The following is an 18,894-nucleotide window of genomic DNA, read 5'->3' on the forward strand; positions in this document are numbered from 1 at the left end:
GGATGCGGGCGGTGCGCTCGCCCTCAGTCGAGCCGCGCCACGCGGGTCGGCCCGCTCGGGGCGTGCTCCTCGAAATAGCGCTTGACGCCGCGCATCAGCGCCATCGCCATCTTGTCCTGGTAGGCCTCGTCGTTGAGACGGCGCTCTTCCTGCGGGTTGCTGATGAAGGCGGTTTCGACCAGCACCGAGGGGATGTCGGGTGCGCGCAGCACCGCGAAGCCGGCCTGTTCCACCTCGGGCTTGTGCAGCCGGTTGATGGTGCCGAGCTCGCCGAGCATGGCGCGCCCGAGCTTGAAGCTGTCGTTGATCGTGGCGGTCTGCGACAGGTCGAGCAGGGTGCGGGCGATGTGGCCGTCCTGGCGGGCGAGGTTGACGCCGCCCACGAGGTCGGCATCGTTCTCCTTCTGCGCCAGCCAGCTTGCCGCCGAGCTCGAGGCGCCGCGCTCGGAGAGCACATAGACCGAGCTGCCGTTGGCCTCGGGGCGAACGAAGGCGTCGGCGTGGATCGACACGAAGAGATCGGCGCGCACCCGGCGGGCGCGCGCCACGCGCTGGTGCAGCGGCACGAAGTAGTCGCCGTCGCGCGTGAGCACCGCGCGCATGCCGGGCATGGCGTCGATCTTGCGCTTGAGGCGTTGGGCGATCGACAGCGTGACGTCCTTCTCGTAGCTGCCGCCACGACCGATCGCGCCCGGATCCTCGCCACCATGGCCGGCGTCCAGCACCACGGTGTACAGGCGATCGACCGCCGGCTCGTTACGCTTGCCGCGGCGCACCGGCTCGCGCGGCTCCTCGCGCGCCACCGCGGCGGTGTTGCCGCCGGCGTCGCCCATCGCGGCGTCCATCGGCGAGTCCTTCATGATCAGCGCCATCAGCGGATCGTGGGCCTCGGTCGGGTGCAGGTCGAGCACGAGGCGGTGGCCGTAGCTGCCGACCGGGTCGAGGGTGAACACCTGGGGGTTGATCGCCGCCTTGAGCTCGATCACCACACGCACCACGCCCGGCCGGTTCTGCCCGGCACGGATCAGGCGGATGTAGGGGTCGGAGTCGAGCACCTTCGAGGGCAGGGACTGCAGCACGCTGTCGAGCTGCACGCCCTCGAGGTCGACCACCAGGCGCTGCGGGTCCTCGACCAGCATGTGGCTGTGGCGCAGGCGCGAGGAGCCCTCGAGGGTGATGCGGGTGTATTCGGCCGAGGGCCATACGCGCACCGCGAGCAGGCTTGCCGAACTCGCCAGCCCGACCGGGCTCACCAGCATGGCGAGCGAGGCGCCGGCGAACTTGAGCAGGCCGCGGCGATCGATGCGCCCCGCGGCGAAGGCCTCGGCCGCGGCGGCAAGCCCCGGAGTCTGGCCGAGACTCAGGTCGTCCCGGGCGCCGGGTCCGCGCCCCGCAAAGCTTTCACCAGTCCGATCACGCATGTTCGCCCCGCTTCCGTGTTTGCGCTGATCGCCACATCCCGCCCGGATTCACCGGCCTGCAGGACGATTTCGACGTCGGGAGAGGGCAGATGGGGCGAGGCCTTGTCCGGCCATTCCACGATGCAGACGCCCTCACCGGCGAAGTATTCGTCCAGCCCCGCGTCGAGATATTCGTCGGGCGAGGTGAAGCGATAAAAATCAAAGTGATATAAGTTTAAGCTAGAAACCACGTAAGGTTCAATCAAGGTGTAGGTCGGACTCTTCACCTTGCCCTCGTGGCCGAGCGCGCGCAGCAGGCCGCGGGTGAGGGTGGTCTTGCCGGTGCCCAGGTTGCCCTGCAGCCAGATCTGCAGTCCGGGCGCGAGAACGCCGGCGAGCGCGCCGCCAAGCGCCACGGTGGCCGCCTCGTCGGGTAAATGCGCCTGCAGGCGCGCGCCGTTATCATCGGCAGTCTGGATCGACTCGATCATCGGGACCTCTGACAAATGGAAACAAAATTGCCGACGCCGGACGGGGCGGCGGTCGACGGGACCGTCCTCGACGGTGCGGCACTTGTTGCGCGGATCAGACAGTGGGGGCGCGAACTCGGCTTCGACGCGGTCGGCGTGGGCGGGGTCGATCTCGCCGACGCCGAACCCGGCCTGGTCGCCTGGCTGGAGGCCGGCTTCCACGGGGACATGGATTATATGGTGCGCCACGGCATGAAACGCGCGCGCGCCGCCGAACTCCTGCCCGGCAGCGTGCGCGTGATCAGCGTGCGCATGGGCTACTGGCCGGATGCCGCGCCGGCCATGGACGTGCTCGGCGACCCCGAGCGCGCCTATGTGTCGCGCTACGCGCTCGGCCGCGACTACCACAAGCTGGTGCGCAACCGCCTGCAGAAGCTCGCCGACCGCATCAGCGCGGAGGTGCCGCACCAGTACCGCGTGTTCACCGACTCGGCGCCCATCCTCGAAGTCGAGCACGCCAGTCGCAAGGGCCTGGGCTGGCGCGGCAAGCACACCCTGCTGCTCGATCGCACCGCCGGTTCGTGGTTCTTCCTCGGCGAGATCCTCACCGACCTGCCGCTGCCGGTGGACGCGCCGGTGGCGTCGCACTGCGGGCGCTGCACGGCCTGCATCGACGCCTGCCCCACCGGCGCCATCGTCGCGCCCTACCGGCTCGACGCACGGCGCTGCATCTCCTACCTCACCATCGAGCTGCACGGCGCGATCCCCGAGGAGCTGCGCCCGTTGCTCGGCAACCGCATCTACGGCTGCGACGACTGCCAGCTCGTGTGCCCGTGGAACCGCTTCGCCCAGCTTGGCCGCGAGCCCGATTTCGCCCCCCGCCAGGGCCTCGACGACGCCCGGCTGGCCGAGCTCTTCGCGTGGACCGCGGCGGAGTTCTCCGAGCGCACCGCAGGCAGCCCGATCCACCGCATCGGCCACGCGCGCTGGCTGCGCAACATCGCGGTCGCGCTCGGCAACGGCCCGGCGACGCCCGCCGCGCGCGCGGCCTTGCAGGCGCGCGCGGACGACGAGGATGCGGTGGTGCGCGAGCACGTCGCCTGGGCGCTCGCCCGCCTGGCCGCCGCCGCCGGCTAGAATGCGTGCCCGCAAACCGATTCAGGACCGCCCGCCATGGAAGAGCGCATCGTCGTGCTGGAGACCAAGCTGATGGCCGCCGAGGACCTCCTCGACGAGCTCAACCGCACGGTCTGGCGCCAGCAGCAGGAACTCGACCTGCTGCGCCAGCATCTGCATCAGCTCGCCCAGCAGGTCAAGACCCTGCAGCCGGGCGACCCCCTTCGCCCCGAAGACGAGATCCCGCCGCACTGGTGAGCGCGGCCGGCTTGCACGAGGCGGCGGCCTGCTGCGCCGTCGGCCGGCCTAGCCGAGCAGCGCGCCGGTGAGGCTGGAGAGGGTGTCGCCGAAGGCGGTGGTGAGGATGACCAGGATCGGCATGCCGTGGCAGAAGGCGAGCACGGCCCGGCGGATGCGCGGGTGGGCTTCGTGGAGCTCGAGGAAGTAGTTGCACACCAGACGCAGCTTGATCGCCATCACCAGCGACACGCCCACCGCAACCAGCACGGCGTTCGCGTCGGAACGGGCGATGCCCGCGCCGCCCACGCTGAGCAATACCAGCATCAGCCAGGCGAGATCGATCTTGCGTTCGGGGCTCATGCGGCTTTCCTCATCCGAGCAGGTAGAAGAGCGGGAAGATCATCAGCCAGATCATGTCGGTGACGTGCCAGTAGCAGGCGAAGGCCTCCAGCCCGCTGTGCTCTTCGGGGGTGTAGGCGCCCAGGCCCGTACGCGCGATCACCCACATCATGCCGAGCAGGCCCCAGAACACATGCACCAGGTGGGTGAAGGTCAGGTAGTAGTAGCTGACGATGAATACCCCGGCGCTGCCGTCGAGGCCGAGCGCAAAGTTGCGCTGCAGCTCGAAGATCTTGATCGCCGGGTAGCCCAGCCCGAACACGAAGCCGGCGAGCATCCAGCGCACCGTCGCGCGTCGGTCGCCGCGTCGCATCGCGTGCAGCGCGCGCGCCACGCACCAGCCGCTGGTGAGCAGCATCAGGGTATAGCCGGTGCCGGCCAGCAGCGAGAGCCGCTCGGGGCCCGCCTGGAAGGCTTCCGGGTGGTGGGCGCGGGCGATGAAGAAGACCGCGAACAGCAGCGCGAACTCGGTGATCTCGCAGAAGATTCCCACCCACATCGCCTTGCTGCCGGGGATGCGCCCCGCGGCCGCCTGCGGCGGTCGGGGAGCCAGGGTCGGGACTGGAGCGGTCGGGGAGAGGGGCACGGCAAGGGTCACGGCGGGGCGGGCGGCGCAGGGCCGCGTCGATGAGGCACTGAGCGCAAGTCTGCCAGCCTGGCCGCTTGCTTCCCTTGATTCCGCTCAGGAAGTGCGCGCGATGGCGGAATCATGTTTCCGTTCGCGTCAACGACTCTTGCGCTGCATCAACATCCGCTGATCCCCGTCGTGGTCCGATGGCGGCCTTCATCCACGCAAGTCGCACGAGGAGGCAGCCCGTCATGGCGAAAGTGAAGTTCTTCGGAGAAGAGTCGATCCCGCTCGAGATGCACAAGGTCCGCATCGTCCAGAAGCTGAACCTGCCGCCGGTCGAGCGCCGGCTCGAGGCGATCACCGAGGCGGGCAACAACACCTTCCTGCTGCGCAACGCCGACGTGTTCATGGACATGCTCACCGACAGCGGCGTCAATGCGATGAGCGACCAGCAGCTGGCGGCGATGATGATCGCCGACGACAGCTACGCCGGCAGCGCCACCTACACCCGGCTGGAGAACAAGCTGCACGAGATCTTCGGCATGCCCTTCTTCCTGCCCGCCCACCAGGGCCGCGCGTGCGAGAACATCCTCGCCCAGGTGCTGGTGTCCCCGGGCTCGGTGGTGCCGATGAACTACCACTTCACCACCACCAAGGCGCACATCACGCTCAATGGCGGCAAGGTCGAGGAGCTCGTCGCCGACGTGGGCCTCGAGGTGGTCAGCGTGCATCCCTTCAAGGGCAACATGGACGTCGCCAAGCTGCGCGACGTGATCGGCCTGCACGGTGCCGACAAGATCGCTTTCGTGCGCATGGAGGCCGGCACCAACCTGATCGGCGGCCAGCCCTTCTCGGTGCAGAACCTCGCCGACATCCGCAGGGTGTGCGACGAGTTCGGGCTGATGCTGGTGATGGACGCCAGCCTGCTCGCCGACAACCTGCACTTCATCAAGGAGCGCGAGGAGGCCTGCAAGGGCCTGAGCATCCGCGACATCACCCGCCGCATGGCCGACCTGTGCGACGTGATCTACTTCTCCGCGCGCAAGCTCGGCTGCGCGCGCGGCGGCGGCATGTGCATCCGCAGCGAGGAGCTGTACCGCCGCATGCGCGGCCTGGTGCCCCTCTACGAGGGCTTCCTGACCTATGGCGGCATGTCGGTGCGCGAGATGGAGGCGCTCACCGTGGGCCTCGAGGAAACCATGGACGAGGAGGTCATCAACCAGGGTCCGCAGTTCATCGGCTTCATGGTCGACGAGCTCGTCAAGCGCGGCATCCCGGTGATCACCCCCGCCGGCGGCCTGGGCTGCCACATCAACGCGATGCAGTTCGTCGACCACATCCCGCAGGCGCAGTACCCGGCGGGCGCGCTCGCCTCGGCGCTCTACCTCGCCGGCGGCATCCGTGGAATGGAGCGCGGCACGCTTTCCGAACAGCGCGAGCCTGACGGCAGCGAACTCTTCGCCAACATGGAGCTGGTGCGCCTGGCGCTGCCGCGGCGGGTGTTCACGCTGTCGCAGGTCAAGTACGCGGTGGACCGCCTCGAGTGGCTGTACGCCAACCGGCGCCTGATCGGCGGCCTGGTGTTCACCGAGGAGCCGGAGATCCTGCGCTTCTTCTACGGCCGCCTCGCGCCGGTTTCCGACTGGCAGAACGAACTCGTCGCGCAGTTCCGCAAGGACTTCGGCGACAGCCTCTGACGCCGTCCGGCGGCGCCGTCAGGCGCGGAGCCGCCGGGCGCCAAAGGCACGATGCCGCGGCATGCCGCCCGGATGCGGACGCGCGCATCCCGGTGGTGTCTTGGGGGTGCGATAATGTCGGTCTCGCAGCCTTCTGGAGGCCTTCATGCTGAAGTCCCATGCGGTACTTGAATCGCGTCGTCCGTCGCTGTCCGCCTCGGTCGCAGCCGCAGTGCTCGCGCTGGGTGTCGCCCTGCCCGGAGTGGCCGTGGCCGAGACGGTGGGCCACGTCGACACGGCGTTCAAGCTGATCGGCCGCAACCACCAGGTCGTGGTCGAGGCTTTCGACGATCCCTCCGTCAAGGGCGTGGCCTGCTACGTCTCGCGCGCGCGCACCGGCGGTCTCAAGGGAACCTTCGGCCTCGCCGAGGACACGTCCGACGCCTCGGTCGCCTGTCGCCAGGTCGGCGACATCTCCTTTTCCGGTCCGCTGCGCGAGCAGGAGGAGGTGTTCTCGCAGAGCGCCTCGATCCTGTTCAAGAAAGTGCGCATCGTGCGCATGGTGGACCCGAAGCGCAACACGCTGGTCTATCTCGTCTACAGCGACAAGCTGATCGAGGGCAGCCCGCAGAACAGCGTCACCGCCGTGCCGGTCCCGGCTGCGCTCGCCATCCCGCTGCGTTGAGCGCCCCGCACGCGAGGCCTGTGCGCGGTGCGCCGCGCCGGCTTGCGGCTGCAGCGAAGGCGCGAACCCATGCGGAGGCGCGGGTGCGCATGTCGGCGCCTCAGCCGCCGCCCGGCTGCGACAGGCGGCGCGCGAGTGCTCCGATCTCCGCCGCCAAGCCCGGCGCGGCGCGGGGTGCTGCGGCGGCGAAGGTCTCGATCAGGCGCGCCACCACGCTCTCATGCGGCAGGCTGACGCCATAGTGCAGCGCGACGCCGGCGCGGAACAGCGCCAGGGTAGGGAAGTTCTCCACGTCGAGATCACCGACGAGTTCGGCATCGTCTTCCACGTCCGCCCAGGCGAAAACGACGTCGCGCCTTGCCTCGGCGAGGCGCTCGAGCGTGGGGCGGAACTCGCGGCAGGTGCCGCACCACTGCGCGCACAGTGCGAGCACCACGAGGGGGGCGTCGGTCGCAGGCTGTGCGGCGAGCTGGTCCACCGGCAGGACCCGGGTGGGCGAGGCGGCGGTCGTGGCAGAAACGGTCGGCTGCGCAGGCGCGCCAGCGGGTGCGCCGCAGGGCGTGGCTCCGGAAGGCATGGGCGAGGAGCGCCCGGACTCCGCGGTGGAGGGGGCGGAAGACGCGGAGGGCTCGGCTGCGGGGGGGACGGGCGTGGCGTTCATGGCTCGGGCTTGGCGCCCGCCCGCGCGTGAGGCTCAGGCCGGGCAGACTTCCTGCATGCTGCACTTGGCGATGCCGAATTCGGTCTCGACCAGCAGCGGATAGGCGGCGCCGCCGAAGCGGCCCGAACTCGCGATGTTATAGCCGATCACGCTTCCGGGCACGCGTCCGACGAGCACGCGACAGCCGATGCGGAAACCGGCGCCGATCGCGTGGCGGATCGCACGTTCGGCGGTGTCCAGGGCGGAACGGGCGCCGGCGGCCTTGCGGCGACCCTCGAGGACGGTGAGCGAGCGGGGGTACATGGTCTCCTCCTGCTGGGCGATTGGCGGAACGCCGTGATTTAACGTTGACGTTAACGTTAAATCCGCTCCACATCAAGAGCCTTGTCCACCGGCGCGGGCGGGACGGCGGGGGTCAGCGCACGGAGGCGTTGGTCTTGCGCTGGGGTACGAAGCTCACCTTGTGCGCCACCACGGTGTCGCGCATCTTCGCCACGTGGGGACGCAGCGCGCCGATGACGTGCATCTCGCAGCGCTTGCAGTCGAACTTCAGCGTCAGCGTCTCGTCGCCATTGACCAACTGCATCGGGTCGGGGCGGATGCCCTTGACCTCCTTCGGACACAGATTGAAGCTGTAGCGCAGGCAGTGCTTGGTGATCATCAGCGAGACGTCGTCGCGCTCCTCGTTGGCCTCGTATGCGGCGTCGATCAGCTTGACGCCGTGGCGGGCGTAAAAGGCGCGCGCCTTGTCGTTCGACACGTTGGCGAGGTAGCTCAGCGCGTCCTGCGGGTAGGGCACCGGCGGCTCGACCGGCGCGGCCCGCAGCGGGCGGGCGTGGGCCGCGAGGCGGCCGGCCTCGAGCCGCTCCACGGCATCGCGGCGCAGCGCATTGAGCTGTCCGGCGGGCAGGAAGGGCGCGGCGGGCAGGTCGAGCACGAGCTCGCCTGCGCTGAAGATCGTGTTGCCCAGCTTGCCGAGGTGCTCGCGCAGGGTGGCGAGTGCACGCTCGGCGTTCTGTGCCGGCTCGAAGGCGGCGGCAAGCGTCGCGGTGACGGCGACGCCGTCCTCGTCGGTCAGGGTCAGCGCGAAGCCGTCGTGGGTGGCGGCGAAACGTGCATCGACACGGATGCGGCGCTCGGCCGACTTCTTCCCCAGCGCGCGCTCGAATTCGTGGTCATGGTTGCGGAACAGCGAGGTGCCGGGGACCAGGTCGGTCGGCAGGGGGTCGGCAGGGAAGATGCGGTCGATGCCTTCGCCGCCGCCGTCCGCCTCGGCGCGGTTCACCCGCAGGCCGGTGAGCTCGCCCTTGGGGTCGTACCAGGTCAGGCCGTCGGCGTTGTGGATCGGCGCCGCGCGCTCGACGTCGAAGAACGTGCGCCCCTTGGTGTCGATCTTCTTCACGCGGCCGATGGGCTCGCCGACGAACTTGGGCGATTCGAACGCCTCGATGCCGTGGCGGCGATCGTTGGTGAAGTAGTCCGTGTAGCCGCGGTTGAAGGTCTTGTCGGCCTGCGGGGTGAAGAAGAAGGTGGTGCGTCCGCTGGAGGCGCGGCGATATCGGGCGCCGTCGGTGTCCGGGTGCTCGAGGATCTCGTCGATCAGCGTGCGGTAGTGCGCGGTGATGTTCTTGACGTAGGAGAGATCCTTGTAGCGGCCCTCGATCTTGAACGAGCTTACCCCCGCGGCGGCGAGCGCGCGCAAGTTGGCGCTCTGGTTGTTGTCCTTCATCGACAGCATGTGCTGGTTGCTGGCGACGGTGTGGCCGTCCTTGTCCTTGAGGTCGTAGGGCAGCCGGCAGGCCTGCGAGCACTCGCCGCGGTTGGCGCTGCGCCCGGTGTGCGCGTGGCTGATGTAGCACTGGCCGGAGAAGGCCACGCACAGTGCGCCGTGCACGAAGTATTCGAGCTGGCAGGTGGTGGCCGCGGCGATCTTCTTCACCTCGTTCAACGACAGCTCGCGCGCCAGCACGATCTGCGAGAAGCCCACGTCCTGCAGGAAGCGCGCCTTGCTCGCGTCGCGGATGTCGGTCTGGGTGCTGGCGTGGAGCTGGATCGGCGGCAGGTCGAGCTCGAGCAGGCCCATGTCCTGCACGATGAGCGCGTCGACGCCGGCATCGTACAGTTGCCAGATCAGCTTGCGCGCCGGCTCGATCTCGTGGTCGAAGAGGATGGTGTTGGTGGCGACGAAGACCTCGGCGTGATAGCGGTGGGCGTGCTGCACGAGGCGCGCGATGTCCTCCACCGAGTTGTCCGCGGAGGAGCGCGCGCCGAAGGCCGGGCCGCCGATGTAGACCGCGTCCGCGCCGTGGTCGATGGCCTCGATGCCGAAGTCGGCGGTCTTGGCGGGGGCGAGGAGTTCGAGGGTGTGGCGGTCGATGCTCATCGGTGGTTGAAGTGCGCAAGCGCTTGATTGGAAAGGCCGCGATGATAACAAGGTGTGCGCCGGCAGGCGCGCCCGACCGCAAAAAAGGCGCGCCGCCGGTGCTGGCGGCGGATCGTCCGGTGCGCCCGTGCCCGCGCCTATCCTTGCGCCTGCGCCACTTCGAGCCGGCGTGCCAGTTCGGCGGCGAAGTTCGCGGCCGCGTCCGGGGTTGCGCCGAGGAAGAGTTCGGGCTCGATGGCCTCCAGCTCCATCAGCGCCGGCCGACCCTCGTGGCTCACCAGGTCGACCCGGGCATAGGTGGTCGCCGCGGGCGCCTGCGCGAGCACGGCCTCGGCCAGCCTGCGCTCGGCCGCGGTTGGCGTGTGCGCATGCACCGTGCCGCCGTACAGGTCCTGCACACGATAGTCGCCTGCGGCAGGGCGTTTGCAGATGGCATGGGAAAAGACCCCGCCGAAGTAGATCATCGACACCTCGCCCGCCTCCGCGATGCTGTGCACGAAGGGCTGGACCATGACGTCGCCCGCTGCGACCAGGTCCTCCAGATGCGCGCGGCAGGCGGGATCGTCGGCCCTGGCGCGCAGGGCGCCGATGGCGCCGATCGACACCGCGGGCTTGACCACCACCTCGTCCCAGCCCTGCGCGGTCAGCCGTGCGCCGGCGGCGGTGTCACCGCGTTCGATCCACAGCGTGGGCACGGTGGCGACGCCGCCGGCCGCGAGTTCGCGCAGGTAGCCCTTGTGGCTGTTCCACGCGATCACGGCTACCGGGTTGACGAGATGGGTGAGCGCGCTGGTGCGCTCGGCCCAGGCCAGGAAAGCGTCGAGGTGGCGGAAGTAGTCCCATGGCGTGCGTACCACCACGAGGGGGTACGCGGCCCAGTCCTGTTCGCTGTTCCAGGGCGGCACCTCGGCGACGATGCCGCGCTGCGCGAGGGCGTCGACGAGCAGGTGGGTTTCGGGATCCGGCTTGGCCATCGTGGCGCCGGTGACGAGGGCGATGCGCGGGTGGTGGAGCATGGGCAGGCCTGTTCGGGAGGTGTCGAGCGCGGACCGCATGGGCCCGCGTGCCGGCAGGGAGTTTACCGGGCGTTCGCCGTGTTCGTTTTCCGGTTGCGGAGGAAGGGCAGCAAGACCAGCAGCCCGACCGCGTCGGCGAGCCAGTCGAGCGGATCGCCGACGCGGTAGGCGGTGGTCGACTGCGCCACCTCCATCGCCGCGCCGTAGGCCAGCAGCCCGGCCGCGAGCAGGCCGACGCGTCGCGGCCAGGCGGCGACGCCGAGGATCGCGAGGCCGGCGAAGAGCAGGGCGTGCTCGACCTTGTCCTGCCAGGAGAACAGCTTGATCACCGGCTCGATCGGCATCAGCGCGAGCCAGAAGGCGCCACCGAGGGCGGCGATGAAGAGCGCGCGCAGCAGCGTGCGAACGGATGTGGGCATCTGTGGTCCGAAAAAAGCGGTTGGCTGCCTGTCGGTGGTGCGGCGCGCGCAGCAGCGCTGGGAAGGTGGCGGCGGTTCGGTGTCGTGCGTCGATGGCTGGCGGAGCTTAGCGGCAAATGCGCGGCGCGTGGTGCGGCGCGCAATAACCTGGGGAGATGACCCGATGCAGGATGGCAAAGTTCGCGAACTTTCGAGCTCGCGCACGCGCGCAGCGCTGCGCGTCGCGCTGCTCGCCGGCATGCTCGCCGCCGGCAGCATGCACGCCCCGCTCGCGGGCGCGACCGGCATGGTGTATCCGAGCGAGACGGGGCCGCTGCGCGTGACCGAGGTCGCGCGCGGTTTGGAGAGTCCGTGGGCGCTCGCCTTCCTCCCCGACGGTCGCATGCTGGTGACCGAGCGCCCGGGGCGGATGCGCATCGTCGATACGGCAGGGCGGGTGTCGGAACCCATCGCCGGCGTGCCCGAGGTCCATGCGCGCGGGCAGGGCGGCCTGCTCGACGTTGCGCTCGCGCCCGACTTCGACCGTGACCGCCTGATCGTGTTCTCCTACGCCGAGCCGACCGCGCGGGGAGCGCGCACCGCCGTGGCGCGCGCGCGGCTCGACGTCGACGGCCTGCGCCTCGAGGACGTGCGCCGCATCTTCGCGCAGGACGAGGATCCCGCGGGCAATCACCACTGGGGCTCGCGCCTGGTGTTCGGGCGCGACGGCCGCCTGTTCGTGACCCTGGGCGATCGGTTCCACCACCGCGAGCGCGCGCAGGCGCTCGACAGCCATCTCGGCAAGGTGGTGCGCATCGATCCCGACGGCGGCGTGCCCGCCGACAACCCGCTCGTGGGGCGTGCAGGCGTGCGCGGCGAGATCTGGTCCTGGGGCCACCGCAACGTGCAGGGTGCGGCCTTGCACCCGCGCACCGGCGAGCTGTGGACCCACGAGCACGGCCCGCAGGGCGGCGACGAGATCAACCGCACCCTGGGCGGGCGCAATTACGGCTGGCCGGAGATCACCTACGGCCGCGAATACGTCACCGGTCGCAAGATCGGCGCCGGCAGCGAGCGCGAAGACGTGGCGGCGCCGGTGCTGCAATGGACACCCTCGATCGCCCCCTCGGGCATGGCCTTTTATACCGGCGATGCCTTCCCGCAGTGGCAGGGCAACCTCTTCGTCGGCGCGCTCAAGTTCCAGCTGCTCGCCCGCCTGGTGCTCGATGGCGAGCGCGTGGTGCGCGAGGAGCGCCTGCTCGAAGGCCTGGGGCGGATCCGCGACGTGCGCCAGGGGCCGGACGGCCGCCTGTGGCTGCTCGACGAGAGCGCCGGGCGGGTGCTGCGGATCGATCCGCAGTGAGCGGGGCTCGCGTGCTCGTCCCCGGAAGCCTCGCGGGGGCGATTCACCTTAGCCCGCCTGCTTGATCGCCAGCACCGCCTGGTTGCGCAGGGTGCGCAGCATGGCGAGCTCCTGCTCGCTGATGCGCAGCTCTCCGGCGCGATCCTTGTCGGCGTAGATCATCGCCACCGGGCGGCCCTTGATCGTGAGTGGAAAGAGCACGAAGGTGCGCGCCGCCACCGACCTGCGGTACCACGCCGGCACGCGGGCGGCGATCTTGGGGTCGTCCACGTCGCTGATCAGCACGTCCACGCCGCGTGCGGTGGCCACGTTGAAGACGTTGTCGGGCTGGGCCGAGAGGCTGAAGCGCAGCTGCTTGGCGAGCTCGCCTACCTCGGGGCCGAAGCCGAAGCGCCCGCACATGGCGTTGCTGCGCGCGTCGCGCACGCACAGCAGCACGCGCTTGAAGCCCATCGCGCGGTACATGGTCTCGAGGATGATGCGCAGCACGTCGTTGAGGCGGAAATCCTCGACCAAGCTGTTGCTGATGTCCTGGATGCCTGCGCTCAGCACGGCCTGCGGGTCGGCGGCGCGCTGGCCTTCCGCACCGCCCTCGGCGGGCAGCGACTGCTCGAGCAGCGCGGAGGCGGGCATCAGCGTGGCGTCGACCCGTGCGCCCTCCGCCGGCGTGCTGCCGTCGATGAAGTGACGCAGGTTGCGCCCGAAGCGCGTCTGCGCGAGGCTTACCTTGACCACGCGGGCGAATTCGCCGATCTCGTCGACCGCGCTGCGCAGGTGCTCGCGCGCCTCGCGCGCAGGCACCGGCACGGCCTCGTCGAAGCGCGCGGCGATGTCGGCCAGCGCACGCTCGCGCTCCGCGGGGGCGAGGCGCGACACCGCATCGCAACACGCGTTGGCGCAGGCGGCCAGGCTCTGCAGGCGCTCGTCGGCACTGCGCGGCGCATGGACCGGGCCCTCGGGCAGGGTGCGCATGCTGTTCTGGATCAGCTCGGGGAAGCCCCAGGCGCGCGCGAGCGCGATGCCGAGTTCCTCGTAGCCGGCGCCGAGCACGCGCTGCGCCGCGCTCTCCTCGCTGCAGCCGTGCTGCTGCACGACGCGGCGGATGTCCTCGCTCTCCTCCGGGAAGTAGAACTGGCACAGCAGCCTGCCCAGATTGTGGAACACCGCGCAGATGTAGCTCTGCTCACCGTCGCGCAGGCGCAGGCGCCGGGCGAGTTCGCGCGCGAACAGGCCCGCCAGGCAGGCGCGCAGGAACTCCTCCTGCAGTTGGCTGGCGTTGGACTTGTTCTGCAGGTGCTCGAAGAGCAGCACGGTGATCGCGATGTTGCGCACCGCATCGAAGCCGAGCACCACCACCGCGCGCGAGATCGTGCTGATGCGCCCGCCGCCGGCGGGGCGGAAATGCGCGGAGTTCACCACCCGCAGCAGCTTGTTGGTGAGGCCGAAGTCGCGCAGGATCAGTGCCGACAGGGTGCCCACGCTCTCCGATTCGCTGGCCGCGATGCGGTTGATCGCCACTACCGATTCGGAGAGTGCGGGAAAGTCGCCGCGGTGCTTCATGCGGCGCATCAGGAAATCCACCGCGCCCGGCCTGGCCTCGCTGCCGGCCTCCGGGTCGGTCTCGGCGGGCTGGCGCCAGGCTTCGAGCGCGAGGCGGAACTCGGCGGCGTCGGCAAAGCGCGCGAGCGGGTCGAGCGCGGCGGCACGCAGCGCGATCGCGGCCAGGGCCTCGTCGACCGGGGGGCCGTCCGCGGGCAGGGTGACGGGTGTGCTGCGCGTGCGCTCGAGGACCCTCTTCACGCCGCCCTCGCGCGCCAGCGGACGACCGGCGAGCAGCTCGATCAGCAGCACGCCGGCGGCGAAGACGTCGTTGCGCGGGCCGATCTCGCGGCGCTCGATGTACTCCGGCGCCATGTAGCCCGGAGTGCCCGAGAGGCCTTCGCTGGCCCCCGCGGCCTCGATGCGGCGGGCGATGCCGAAATCCATCACGCGCGCATGGCCGCCGGTGTCGAGCAGCACGTTGCTGGGCTTGAGGTCGCGATGGATCACGCCCTGCGCGTGCGCCTCGGCGAGCGCGGCGAGTATCTCCAGCATGCGCTCCACGGCCTCGCCGGCAGGCAGCGGCCCGCGCCGGTCGAGCAGCGCGGCCAGGCTTTCGCCGGGCACGTACTCGAACACCAGGTAAGGATCGCCGCCGTCCTCGCCGGCCTCGAACACCGGGACGATGCCGGGGTGGCGCAGCCGGCTCACCGCGCGCGCCTCGGCGAGCAGCGAGGCGTTGTCGTGGCCGGGGCGGGGGCCGAGGTGCAGCGCCTTGAGCGCCACCTCGCGCTCGAGCTGCGGGTCCCACGCCAGGTGCACCACGCTCTGTGCGCCGCGGCCGAGTTCGCGGCGGATCTCGAAGCGGCCGATCGTGCGCGTCATCGTACCCCCTCCGCCGCCGTGCCGGCGCCGGATCGGGAGCGTCGGAGCCGCGCCACGGCGCGGGTCGTGCCGCGCTTTCGTGGCATGATCGCGAACCTTTCGAGCACGGATGGATGAGCCAGGATGGAAAGTCCCTTCAAAGGCAAGACCGGTCTGCGCCGGATCTTCAACGCGGCCCGCTATTCGATGGACGGACTGCGCGCAGCCTACCGGCACGAGGATGCCTTCCGCCAGGAAATATGGCTCACCCTGGTCGCGGTTCCGCTCGCGCTGTGGCTGGGCGAGGGTGCGGTCGAGCGCGCGCTGATGATCGGCAGCGTCCTGCTGGTGCTGGTGGTGGAATTGCTGAACTCGGCGGTGGAGGCGACGGTCGACCGGGTGTCGCTGGAGCGGCACGAGCTGGCCAAGCGCGCGAAGGACGTCGGCAGCGCGGCGGTGCTGCTCGCACTGCTCCACGCTGCCGTGGTGTGGGGCTTGCTGCTGTTCTGAAAGGGCCGATGCGGGCCGGGTGCGACGGGATCAGGCCGACCGCGGACCCCAGCTGCGCACCGGACCGGTGTCGATGTGCACGAAGTCGGAGTCGGGGTAGTAGCCGACGCCGCCGCCGCCGAGCGCGAGCGCGGCGTCGCGCAGGCGGGCGGTATCGACGCCCACCAGGCGGATGTCGATCGCCTTGCCGTCCATGTGCAGGCTGCGCCTGGCCACCCCGCCGCCGCGTGTCTTGCGCAGCATGGTGTTGGTGGTCGGCGAGCGGTAGCCCGAGATGATCTCGAAGGTGTTTCCGCCGCACGCGAGGCTCAATGCGTGAAGCATGTCATAGAGGCGCGGATCCATCCGTGTAGACTCTCCGGTCCGAAAGTCGCGCAAGAGCCAGTCGATGCGCTGCAGGGCGGGCTGGATGTAACCCTGGCGGTTGCGGAAGGCGACGCTCAGGCGCTCGTCGGTGTGAGTGTGGCGGAAGTCGAGTTGCGGGTCGCGCTGGGCGGCCTGGGCGGCGGCCGAAAGCCCCAGCGGCAGCGTGGCGAGGCCCTTGAGTAACAGGCGGCGGTGCGGCACGACCTGATTCCGGACGATCTTAGACATGGATAATAAGCAATCCGAACAAGTACTTGAGGCCGGAATCCTAATGCAAAGCAAGCCCGGTCTGGGCAAATGTTTTGTAACTGCCGCGGCCCTCGCCGCGCTGGCCCTCATGGCGTCCGGCGTGCATGCGACAGCGGCTGGCGAGGCCGCGGTGGTCGCGGTCGAGCCGGCCGCGAGCGACTCCGCGCTCGCGCTGCGCATCGAGCAGCGCCTGCGCGAGCGCGCCGCGACGGCCGACGACCCCATCGCGCTGTTCTACCTCGCGCGTGCCTACCGCTCGGTGTGGACCGAACCTGCGCGCGTGCACGCCCTGCTCGCGGCGGTCGAGGCGGTACGCGGGCATGGGCTGGATGCGGCGGATTTCGCCCCCGCCCGCCTGCGCGCCGGTGCCGTCCCCGCGGCCGATCCCGAGCGTGCGGCCGAGCGCGAGCTCTTGCTCACCGACACCCTGGCCGCGCTGCTCTTCCAGCTCCGCCATGGCAAGGTCGACCCGCGCGCGCTCTACCGCGAGTGGAACTTCACCCCGCCGCCCAGGCCCTACGAGCGTGCGGCCGAGCTTGCACGCGTGCTGCAGGCGCCCGATCTGGCCGCCGCGGTCGACGCGTACGCGCCGGACCTGCCGCTCTACCGCGCGCTGCGCGCCGAGCTGCTCGCCCAGCAAGGCCGGCTCGCCGTGGGCGACTGGCCCAAGGTCGCCGCCGGGCCCACCCTCAAGCCCGGTGCAAGCAGCTCGCGCGTGGCCTCGTTGCGCGCGCGCCTGGCCGCCGCGGGCGAGCGCGTGTCCGAGGCGCGCGACAAGTCCCACTACGACGAAGCTCTGGTCGAGGCGGTCAAGCGCTTCCAGGCCGCGCACGGCCTGCAGGCCGACGGCGTGCTCGGGGCGCAGACCCTGGAGGCGCTCAACGCCAGCCCGGCGCAGCGCGTGGCGCAGATCCGCGCCAACCTCGAGCGCCTGCGCTGGGTGGCGAGCGACCTGCAGGGCGACCGCCTGCTGGTGGACATCGTCGGCTACCACGCCGACCTCGTGCTCGACGGCCAGCCGGTGTGGTCCTCGCGGGTGATCGTCGGCAAGCCCAAGCGGCGCACCCCCTCGCTGCTCGACAGCGTCACCCATCTGGTGCTCAACCCGAAGTGGGTGGTGCCACCCACCATCCTGCGCGAGGACGTGATTCCGGGCGCAGCGCGCAACCCGTCCTATCTCGCCAACCGGCGCCTGCGCGTGGTCGATCGCAGCGGGCAGACGGTGGACCCCGCCACCATCGACTGGAGCGGGGCGCGCCAGAGCGGTTTTCCCTATCGCGTCGAGCAGCAGTCCGGTGCCGACGGCTCGCTCGGGCGGATCAAGTTCTCGCTCTCCAACCCCTACGTGATCTACCTGCACGACACCAACGCGCGCTCCCTGTTCAAGCGCGCCGAGCGTGCGCTCAGCTCGGGCTGCGTGCGCGTGGAGAAGCCCGAGGAGCTGGCGGTGCTGCTGCTCGCCGACAGCGGGCGCTGGAGCGCGCAGGCGCTGCAGGCGGCGCTCGACAGCGGGCGCACGCGCACCGTGGACGTGGGGCGCGACGTCAAGGTGTTGCTGCACTACGCCACCGCGGCGCTCGACGAGGCGGGCAGGGTGCTGCTGCGCAACGACATCTACGGCTACGACGCGGCGATCGTGGCCGCGCTCGATGCGCCCGCGCCGGCGCGCTGAAGCTGTGGCCCCCGGCACGCGCCGCGGTAAGCTCGCGGCAATGCCGGCGTAACACCGCTGTCTTGCGGCCCCCCTAGTCTGCGGGGCCATGAGAACGCTCGACTACACCACCGAAGACCTCTGCCGCGCGCCGCGCCTGCGCATCGCGCTTGTGACCGAGACCTGGGCGCCCGAGGTCAATGGCGTGGCCATGACCCTGGGGCGGATGGTCGACGGCCTCATCCGCCGCGGCCACGGCGTACAGCTCATCCGCCCGCGCCAGCGCCCCGGGGAGACCGCGGCGCACGGCGAGGGCCTGGAAGAAGTGCTCGCCCGCGGCCTGCGCCTGCCGCGCTACGACGGCCTCAAGCTCGGGCTGCCGGCGCGGGTGCGTCTCGTGCGCGAGTGGTCGCGCCAGCGCCCGGACCTGGTGCACGTGGCGACCGAGGGGCCGCTCGGGTGGACCGCGGTCACCGCGGCCAACAAGCTGCGCATCCCGGTCAGCTCCGACTTCCACACCAATTTCGACCACTACAGCGGCCACTATGGCATGGGCTGGCTGCGCCAGCCGGTGGCGGCCTACCTGCGCCGCTTCCACAACCGCAGCGCGGCGACCTTCGTGCCAACCGCGGCGCTCGCGGCGCAACTCTCGGCGCAGGGTTACCGCAGCGTGGAGGTGATCTCGCGCGGGGTCGACACCGCGCTGTATTCGCCGGCGCGCCGCGACGAGGCCTTGCGCCGTGCCTGGGGCCTACCCCCGGGCGGGCTGGCGGTGATCAGCGTCGGCCGCCTGGCGCCGGAGAAGAACCTCGGCCTCGCGATGCGCGCCTTCGCAGCGATCCGCCGCCTGCGCCCGGACGCGCGCATGGTCCTGGTCGGCGACGGCCCCCAGCGTGCGGCGCTGGCGCGCGCCCACCCCGACGCCGTCTTCGTCGGCATGCGTCACGGCGAGGACCTCGCCGCGCACTATGCGTCGGCCGATCTGTTCCTGTTCCCCAGTCTCACCGAGACCTTCGGCAACGTCACCCTCGAGGCGATGGCGAGCGGCGTGTGCCCGGTGGCCTACGACTACGCCGCCGCCGCCGAGGTGATCCGCGACCTCGGCAACGGTGCCAGCGTGGCCTGTGGCGACGAAGAGGGCTTCATCGCGCGTGCCGTACAGATGGCCGGGGCCGATGCGCTGCGCGCGGAGCTCGCGCGCGCCGCGCGCCGCAGCGCCGAGGCGATCGATTGGGAGCGGGTGAACGATCGCTTCGCCGCGGCCCTGCTGCGCGTGTGGCGGGCGGGCAGCGGCCGGCCCCTCGATTTGTCCGAACCCCGCCCGGAGGAGACCTGAA

The 18,894-nt window shown here is 70.5% G+C and carries 19 protein-coding genes; 8 read left to right on the forward strand and 11 right to left on the reverse strand.

The annotated features are described in order from the left end of the window. Positions 1–23: 23 nt before the first annotated feature. A complete protein-coding gene (locus TMZ1T_RS08825) occupies positions 24–1,421 on the reverse strand; it encodes an N-acetylmuramoyl-L-alanine amidase (RefSeq protein ID WP_004310092.1) in 1,398 nt (465 codons plus the stop codon). Then, positions 1,361–1,891 carry a tRNA (adenosine(37)-N6)-threonylcarbamoyltransferase complex ATPase subunit type 1 TsaE gene (tsaE, locus tag TMZ1T_RS08830; protein ID WP_004310094.1) on the reverse strand — a complete coding sequence of 177 codons (531 nt, stop codon included), beginning with the start codon at positions 1,889–1,891 and terminating at the stop codon, positions 1,361–1,363. The genes TMZ1T_RS08825 and tsaE overlap by 61 nt, the downstream gene beginning before the upstream one ends. A gap of 15 nt (positions 1,892–1,906) precedes the next feature. On the opposite strand from tsaE, the gene queG reads away from it, so the two are divergent. After that, positions 1,907–3,007, forward strand: a complete 1,101-nt coding sequence (gene queG, locus TMZ1T_RS08835) for a tRNA epoxyqueuosine(34) reductase QueG (protein ID WP_012585184.1) — start codon at positions 1,907–1,909, stop codon at positions 3,005–3,007. 36 nt (positions 3,008–3,043) lie between these two features. Next, the gene (locus TMZ1T_RS08840) at positions 3,044–3,244 is read left to right on the forward strand and encodes a SlyX family protein (RefSeq protein ID WP_004317769.1); all 201 of its coding nucleotides are present in this window, start codon (positions 3,044–3,046) and stop codon (positions 3,242–3,244) included. Positions 3,245–3,292: 48 nt separating this feature from the next. Here the strand turns inward: TMZ1T_RS08840 and TMZ1T_RS08845 are convergent, their stop codons facing one another. Both TMZ1T_RS08845 and TMZ1T_RS08850 read right to left on the reverse strand, forming a co-directional pair. Further along, positions 3,293–3,586: a cytochrome C oxidase subunit IV family protein gene (locus tag TMZ1T_RS08845; protein ID WP_004317766.1), complete on the reverse strand. Its 294-nt coding sequence runs from the start codon at positions 3,584–3,586 to the stop codon at positions 3,293–3,295. Between the two features lie 10 nt (positions 3,587–3,596). Next, on the reverse strand, positions 3,597–4,124 hold the full coding sequence (locus TMZ1T_RS08850) for a cytochrome c oxidase subunit 3 family protein (protein ID WP_004317764.1): 528 nt from the start codon (positions 4,122–4,124) through the stop codon (positions 3,597–3,599). A gap of 320 nt (positions 4,125–4,444) precedes the next feature. On the opposite strand from TMZ1T_RS08850, the gene TMZ1T_RS08855 reads away from it, so the two are divergent. Together TMZ1T_RS08855 and TMZ1T_RS08860 are read left to right on the forward strand one after the other, a co-directional pair. Then, on the forward strand, positions 4,445–5,893 hold the full coding sequence (locus TMZ1T_RS08855; protein ID WP_012585186.1) for a tryptophanase: 1,449 nt from the start codon (positions 4,445–4,447) through the stop codon (positions 5,891–5,893). Between the two features lie 145 nt (positions 5,894–6,038). After that, the gene (locus tag TMZ1T_RS08860; RefSeq protein WP_004317760.1) at positions 6,039–6,557 is read left to right on the forward strand and encodes a CreA family protein; all 519 of its coding nucleotides are present in this window, start codon (positions 6,039–6,041) and stop codon (positions 6,555–6,557) included. Positions 6,558–6,657: 100 nt separating this feature from the next. Here the strand turns inward: TMZ1T_RS08860 and TMZ1T_RS08865 are convergent, their stop codons facing one another. From TMZ1T_RS08865 to TMZ1T_RS08885, 5 genes are all read right to left on the reverse strand, one after another. Further along, on the reverse strand, positions 6,658–7,134 hold the full coding sequence (locus TMZ1T_RS08865; RefSeq protein ID WP_012585187.1) for a thioredoxin family protein: 477 nt from the start codon (positions 7,132–7,134) through the stop codon (positions 6,658–6,660). A gap of 117 nt (positions 7,135–7,251) precedes the next feature. Further along, positions 7,252–7,521, reverse strand: a complete 270-nt coding sequence (locus tag TMZ1T_RS08870; protein WP_004317758.1) for a hypothetical protein — start codon at positions 7,519–7,521, stop codon at positions 7,252–7,254. Positions 7,522–7,633: 112 nt separating this feature from the next. Next, on the reverse strand, positions 7,634–9,601 hold the full coding sequence (locus TMZ1T_RS08875) for a peptidase U32 family protein (protein ID WP_012585188.1): 1,968 nt from the start codon (positions 9,599–9,601) through the stop codon (positions 7,634–7,636). A 137-nt stretch (positions 9,602–9,738) separates the two neighbouring features. Next, complete coding sequence (locus TMZ1T_RS08880; RefSeq protein WP_012585189.1) at positions 9,739–10,617, reverse strand: ATP-grasp domain-containing protein; 879 nt, start codon at positions 10,615–10,617, stop codon at positions 9,739–9,741. Between the two features lie 62 nt (positions 10,618–10,679). After that, entirely contained in the window at positions 10,680–11,036 is a 357-nt protein-coding gene (locus tag TMZ1T_RS08885; protein ID WP_012585190.1) for a VanZ family protein, read from the reverse strand. 163 nt (positions 11,037–11,199) lie between these two features. Here TMZ1T_RS08885 and TMZ1T_RS08890 point away from each other — a divergent pair, with 163 nt between their 5' ends. Beyond that, entirely contained in the window at positions 11,200–12,378 is a 1,179-nt protein-coding gene (locus TMZ1T_RS08890) for a PQQ-dependent sugar dehydrogenase (RefSeq protein ID WP_004317754.1), read from the forward strand. 48 nt (positions 12,379–12,426) lie between these two features. Here the strand turns inward: TMZ1T_RS08890 and TMZ1T_RS08895 are convergent, their stop codons facing one another. Further along, the gene (locus TMZ1T_RS08895) at positions 12,427–14,802 is read right to left on the reverse strand and encodes a serine/threonine protein kinase (RefSeq protein ID WP_012585191.1); all 2,376 of its coding nucleotides are present in this window, start codon (positions 14,800–14,802) and stop codon (positions 12,427–12,429) included. A gap of 123 nt (positions 14,803–14,925) precedes the next feature. On the opposite strand from TMZ1T_RS08895, the gene TMZ1T_RS08900 reads away from it, so the two are divergent. Beyond that, a complete protein-coding gene (locus tag TMZ1T_RS08900) occupies positions 14,926–15,291 on the forward strand; it encodes a diacylglycerol kinase (protein ID WP_004317751.1) in 366 nt (121 codons plus the stop codon). Between the two features lie 30 nt (positions 15,292–15,321). Here the strand turns inward: TMZ1T_RS08900 and TMZ1T_RS08905 are convergent, their stop codons facing one another. Further along, a complete protein-coding gene (locus TMZ1T_RS08905) occupies positions 15,322–15,885 on the reverse strand; it encodes a YcbK family protein (protein ID WP_012585192.1) in 564 nt (187 codons plus the stop codon). Positions 15,886–15,928: 43 nt separating this feature from the next. Between TMZ1T_RS08905 and TMZ1T_RS08910 the strand changes: the two genes are divergently transcribed. Both TMZ1T_RS08910 and TMZ1T_RS08915 read left to right on the forward strand, forming a co-directional pair. Further along, positions 15,929–17,578: a L,D-transpeptidase family protein gene (locus TMZ1T_RS08910; protein WP_012585193.1), complete on the forward strand. Its 1,650-nt coding sequence runs from the start codon at positions 15,929–15,931 to the stop codon at positions 17,576–17,578. An 88-nt stretch (positions 17,579–17,666) separates the two neighbouring features. Continuing rightward, positions 17,667–18,893 carry a glycosyltransferase family 4 protein gene (locus tag TMZ1T_RS08915; RefSeq protein WP_004310660.1) on the forward strand — a complete coding sequence of 409 codons (1,227 nt, stop codon included), beginning with the start codon at positions 17,667–17,669 and terminating at the stop codon, positions 18,891–18,893. Position 18,894 lies beyond the last annotated feature (1 nt).

This window comes from Thauera aminoaromatica (genome assembly GCF_000021765.1).
In the GTDB taxonomy this organism is placed as follows: domain Bacteria; phylum Pseudomonadota; class Gammaproteobacteria; order Burkholderiales; family Rhodocyclaceae; genus Thauera; species Thauera aminoaromatica.

What these genes read in the sequence shown, in the direction of transcription:
- TMZ1T_RS08825 (WP_004310092.1), bottom strand. Translation starts at nt 1,421, where the DNA reads ATGCGTGATCGGACTGGTGAAAGCTTTGCGGGGCGCGGACCCGGCGCC.
- tsaE (WP_004310094.1), bottom strand. Translation starts at nt 1,891, where the DNA reads ATGATCGAGTCGATCCAGACTGCCGATGATAACGGCGCGCGCCTGCAG.
- queG (WP_012585184.1), top strand. Translation starts at nt 1,907, where the DNA reads ATGGAAACAAAATTGCCGACGCCGGACGGGGCGGCGGTCGACGGGACC.
- TMZ1T_RS08840 (WP_004317769.1), top strand. Translation starts at nt 3,044, where the DNA reads ATGGAAGAGCGCATCGTCGTGCTGGAGACCAAGCTGATGGCCGCCGAG.
- TMZ1T_RS08845 (WP_004317766.1), bottom strand. Translation starts at nt 3,586, where the DNA reads ATGAGCCCCGAACGCAAGATCGATCTCGCCTGGCTGATGCTGGTATTG.
- TMZ1T_RS08850 (WP_004317764.1), bottom strand. Translation starts at nt 4,124, where the DNA reads ATGTGGGTGGGAATCTTCTGCGAGATCACCGAGTTCGCGCTGCTGTTC.
- TMZ1T_RS08855 (WP_012585186.1), top strand. Translation starts at nt 4,445, where the DNA reads ATGGCGAAAGTGAAGTTCTTCGGAGAAGAGTCGATCCCGCTCGAGATG.
- TMZ1T_RS08860 (WP_004317760.1), top strand. Translation starts at nt 6,039, where the DNA reads ATGCTGAAGTCCCATGCGGTACTTGAATCGCGTCGTCCGTCGCTGTCC.
- TMZ1T_RS08865 (WP_012585187.1), bottom strand. Translation starts at nt 7,134, where the DNA reads ATGCCTTCCGGAGCCACGCCCTGCGGCGCACCCGCTGGCGCGCCTGCG.
- TMZ1T_RS08870 (WP_004317758.1), bottom strand. Translation starts at nt 7,521, where the DNA reads ATGTACCCCCGCTCGCTCACCGTCCTCGAGGGTCGCCGCAAGGCCGCC.
- TMZ1T_RS08875 (WP_012585188.1), bottom strand. Translation starts at nt 9,601, where the DNA reads ATGAGCATCGACCGCCACACCCTCGAACTCCTCGCCCCCGCCAAGACC.
- TMZ1T_RS08880 (WP_012585189.1), bottom strand. Translation starts at nt 10,617, where the DNA reads ATGCTCCACCACCCGCGCATCGCCCTCGTCACCGGCGCCACGATGGCC.
- TMZ1T_RS08885 (WP_012585190.1), bottom strand. Translation starts at nt 11,036, where the DNA reads ATGCCCACATCCGTTCGCACGCTGCTGCGCGCGCTCTTCATCGCCGCC.
- TMZ1T_RS08890 (WP_004317754.1), top strand. Translation starts at nt 11,200, where the DNA reads ATGCAGGATGGCAAAGTTCGCGAACTTTCGAGCTCGCGCACGCGCGCA.
- TMZ1T_RS08895 (WP_012585191.1), bottom strand. Translation starts at nt 14,802, where the DNA reads ATGACGCGCACGATCGGCCGCTTCGAGATCCGCCGCGAACTCGGCCGC.
- TMZ1T_RS08900 (WP_004317751.1), top strand. Translation starts at nt 14,926, where the DNA reads ATGGAAAGTCCCTTCAAAGGCAAGACCGGTCTGCGCCGGATCTTCAAC.
- TMZ1T_RS08905 (WP_012585192.1), bottom strand. Translation starts at nt 15,885, where the DNA reads ATGTCTAAGATCGTCCGGAATCAGGTCGTGCCGCACCGCCGCCTGTTA.
- TMZ1T_RS08910 (WP_012585193.1), top strand. Translation starts at nt 15,929, where the DNA reads ATGCAAAGCAAGCCCGGTCTGGGCAAATGTTTTGTAACTGCCGCGGCC.
- TMZ1T_RS08915 (WP_004310660.1), top strand. Translation starts at nt 17,667, where the DNA reads ATGAGAACGCTCGACTACACCACCGAAGACCTCTGCCGCGCGCCGCGC.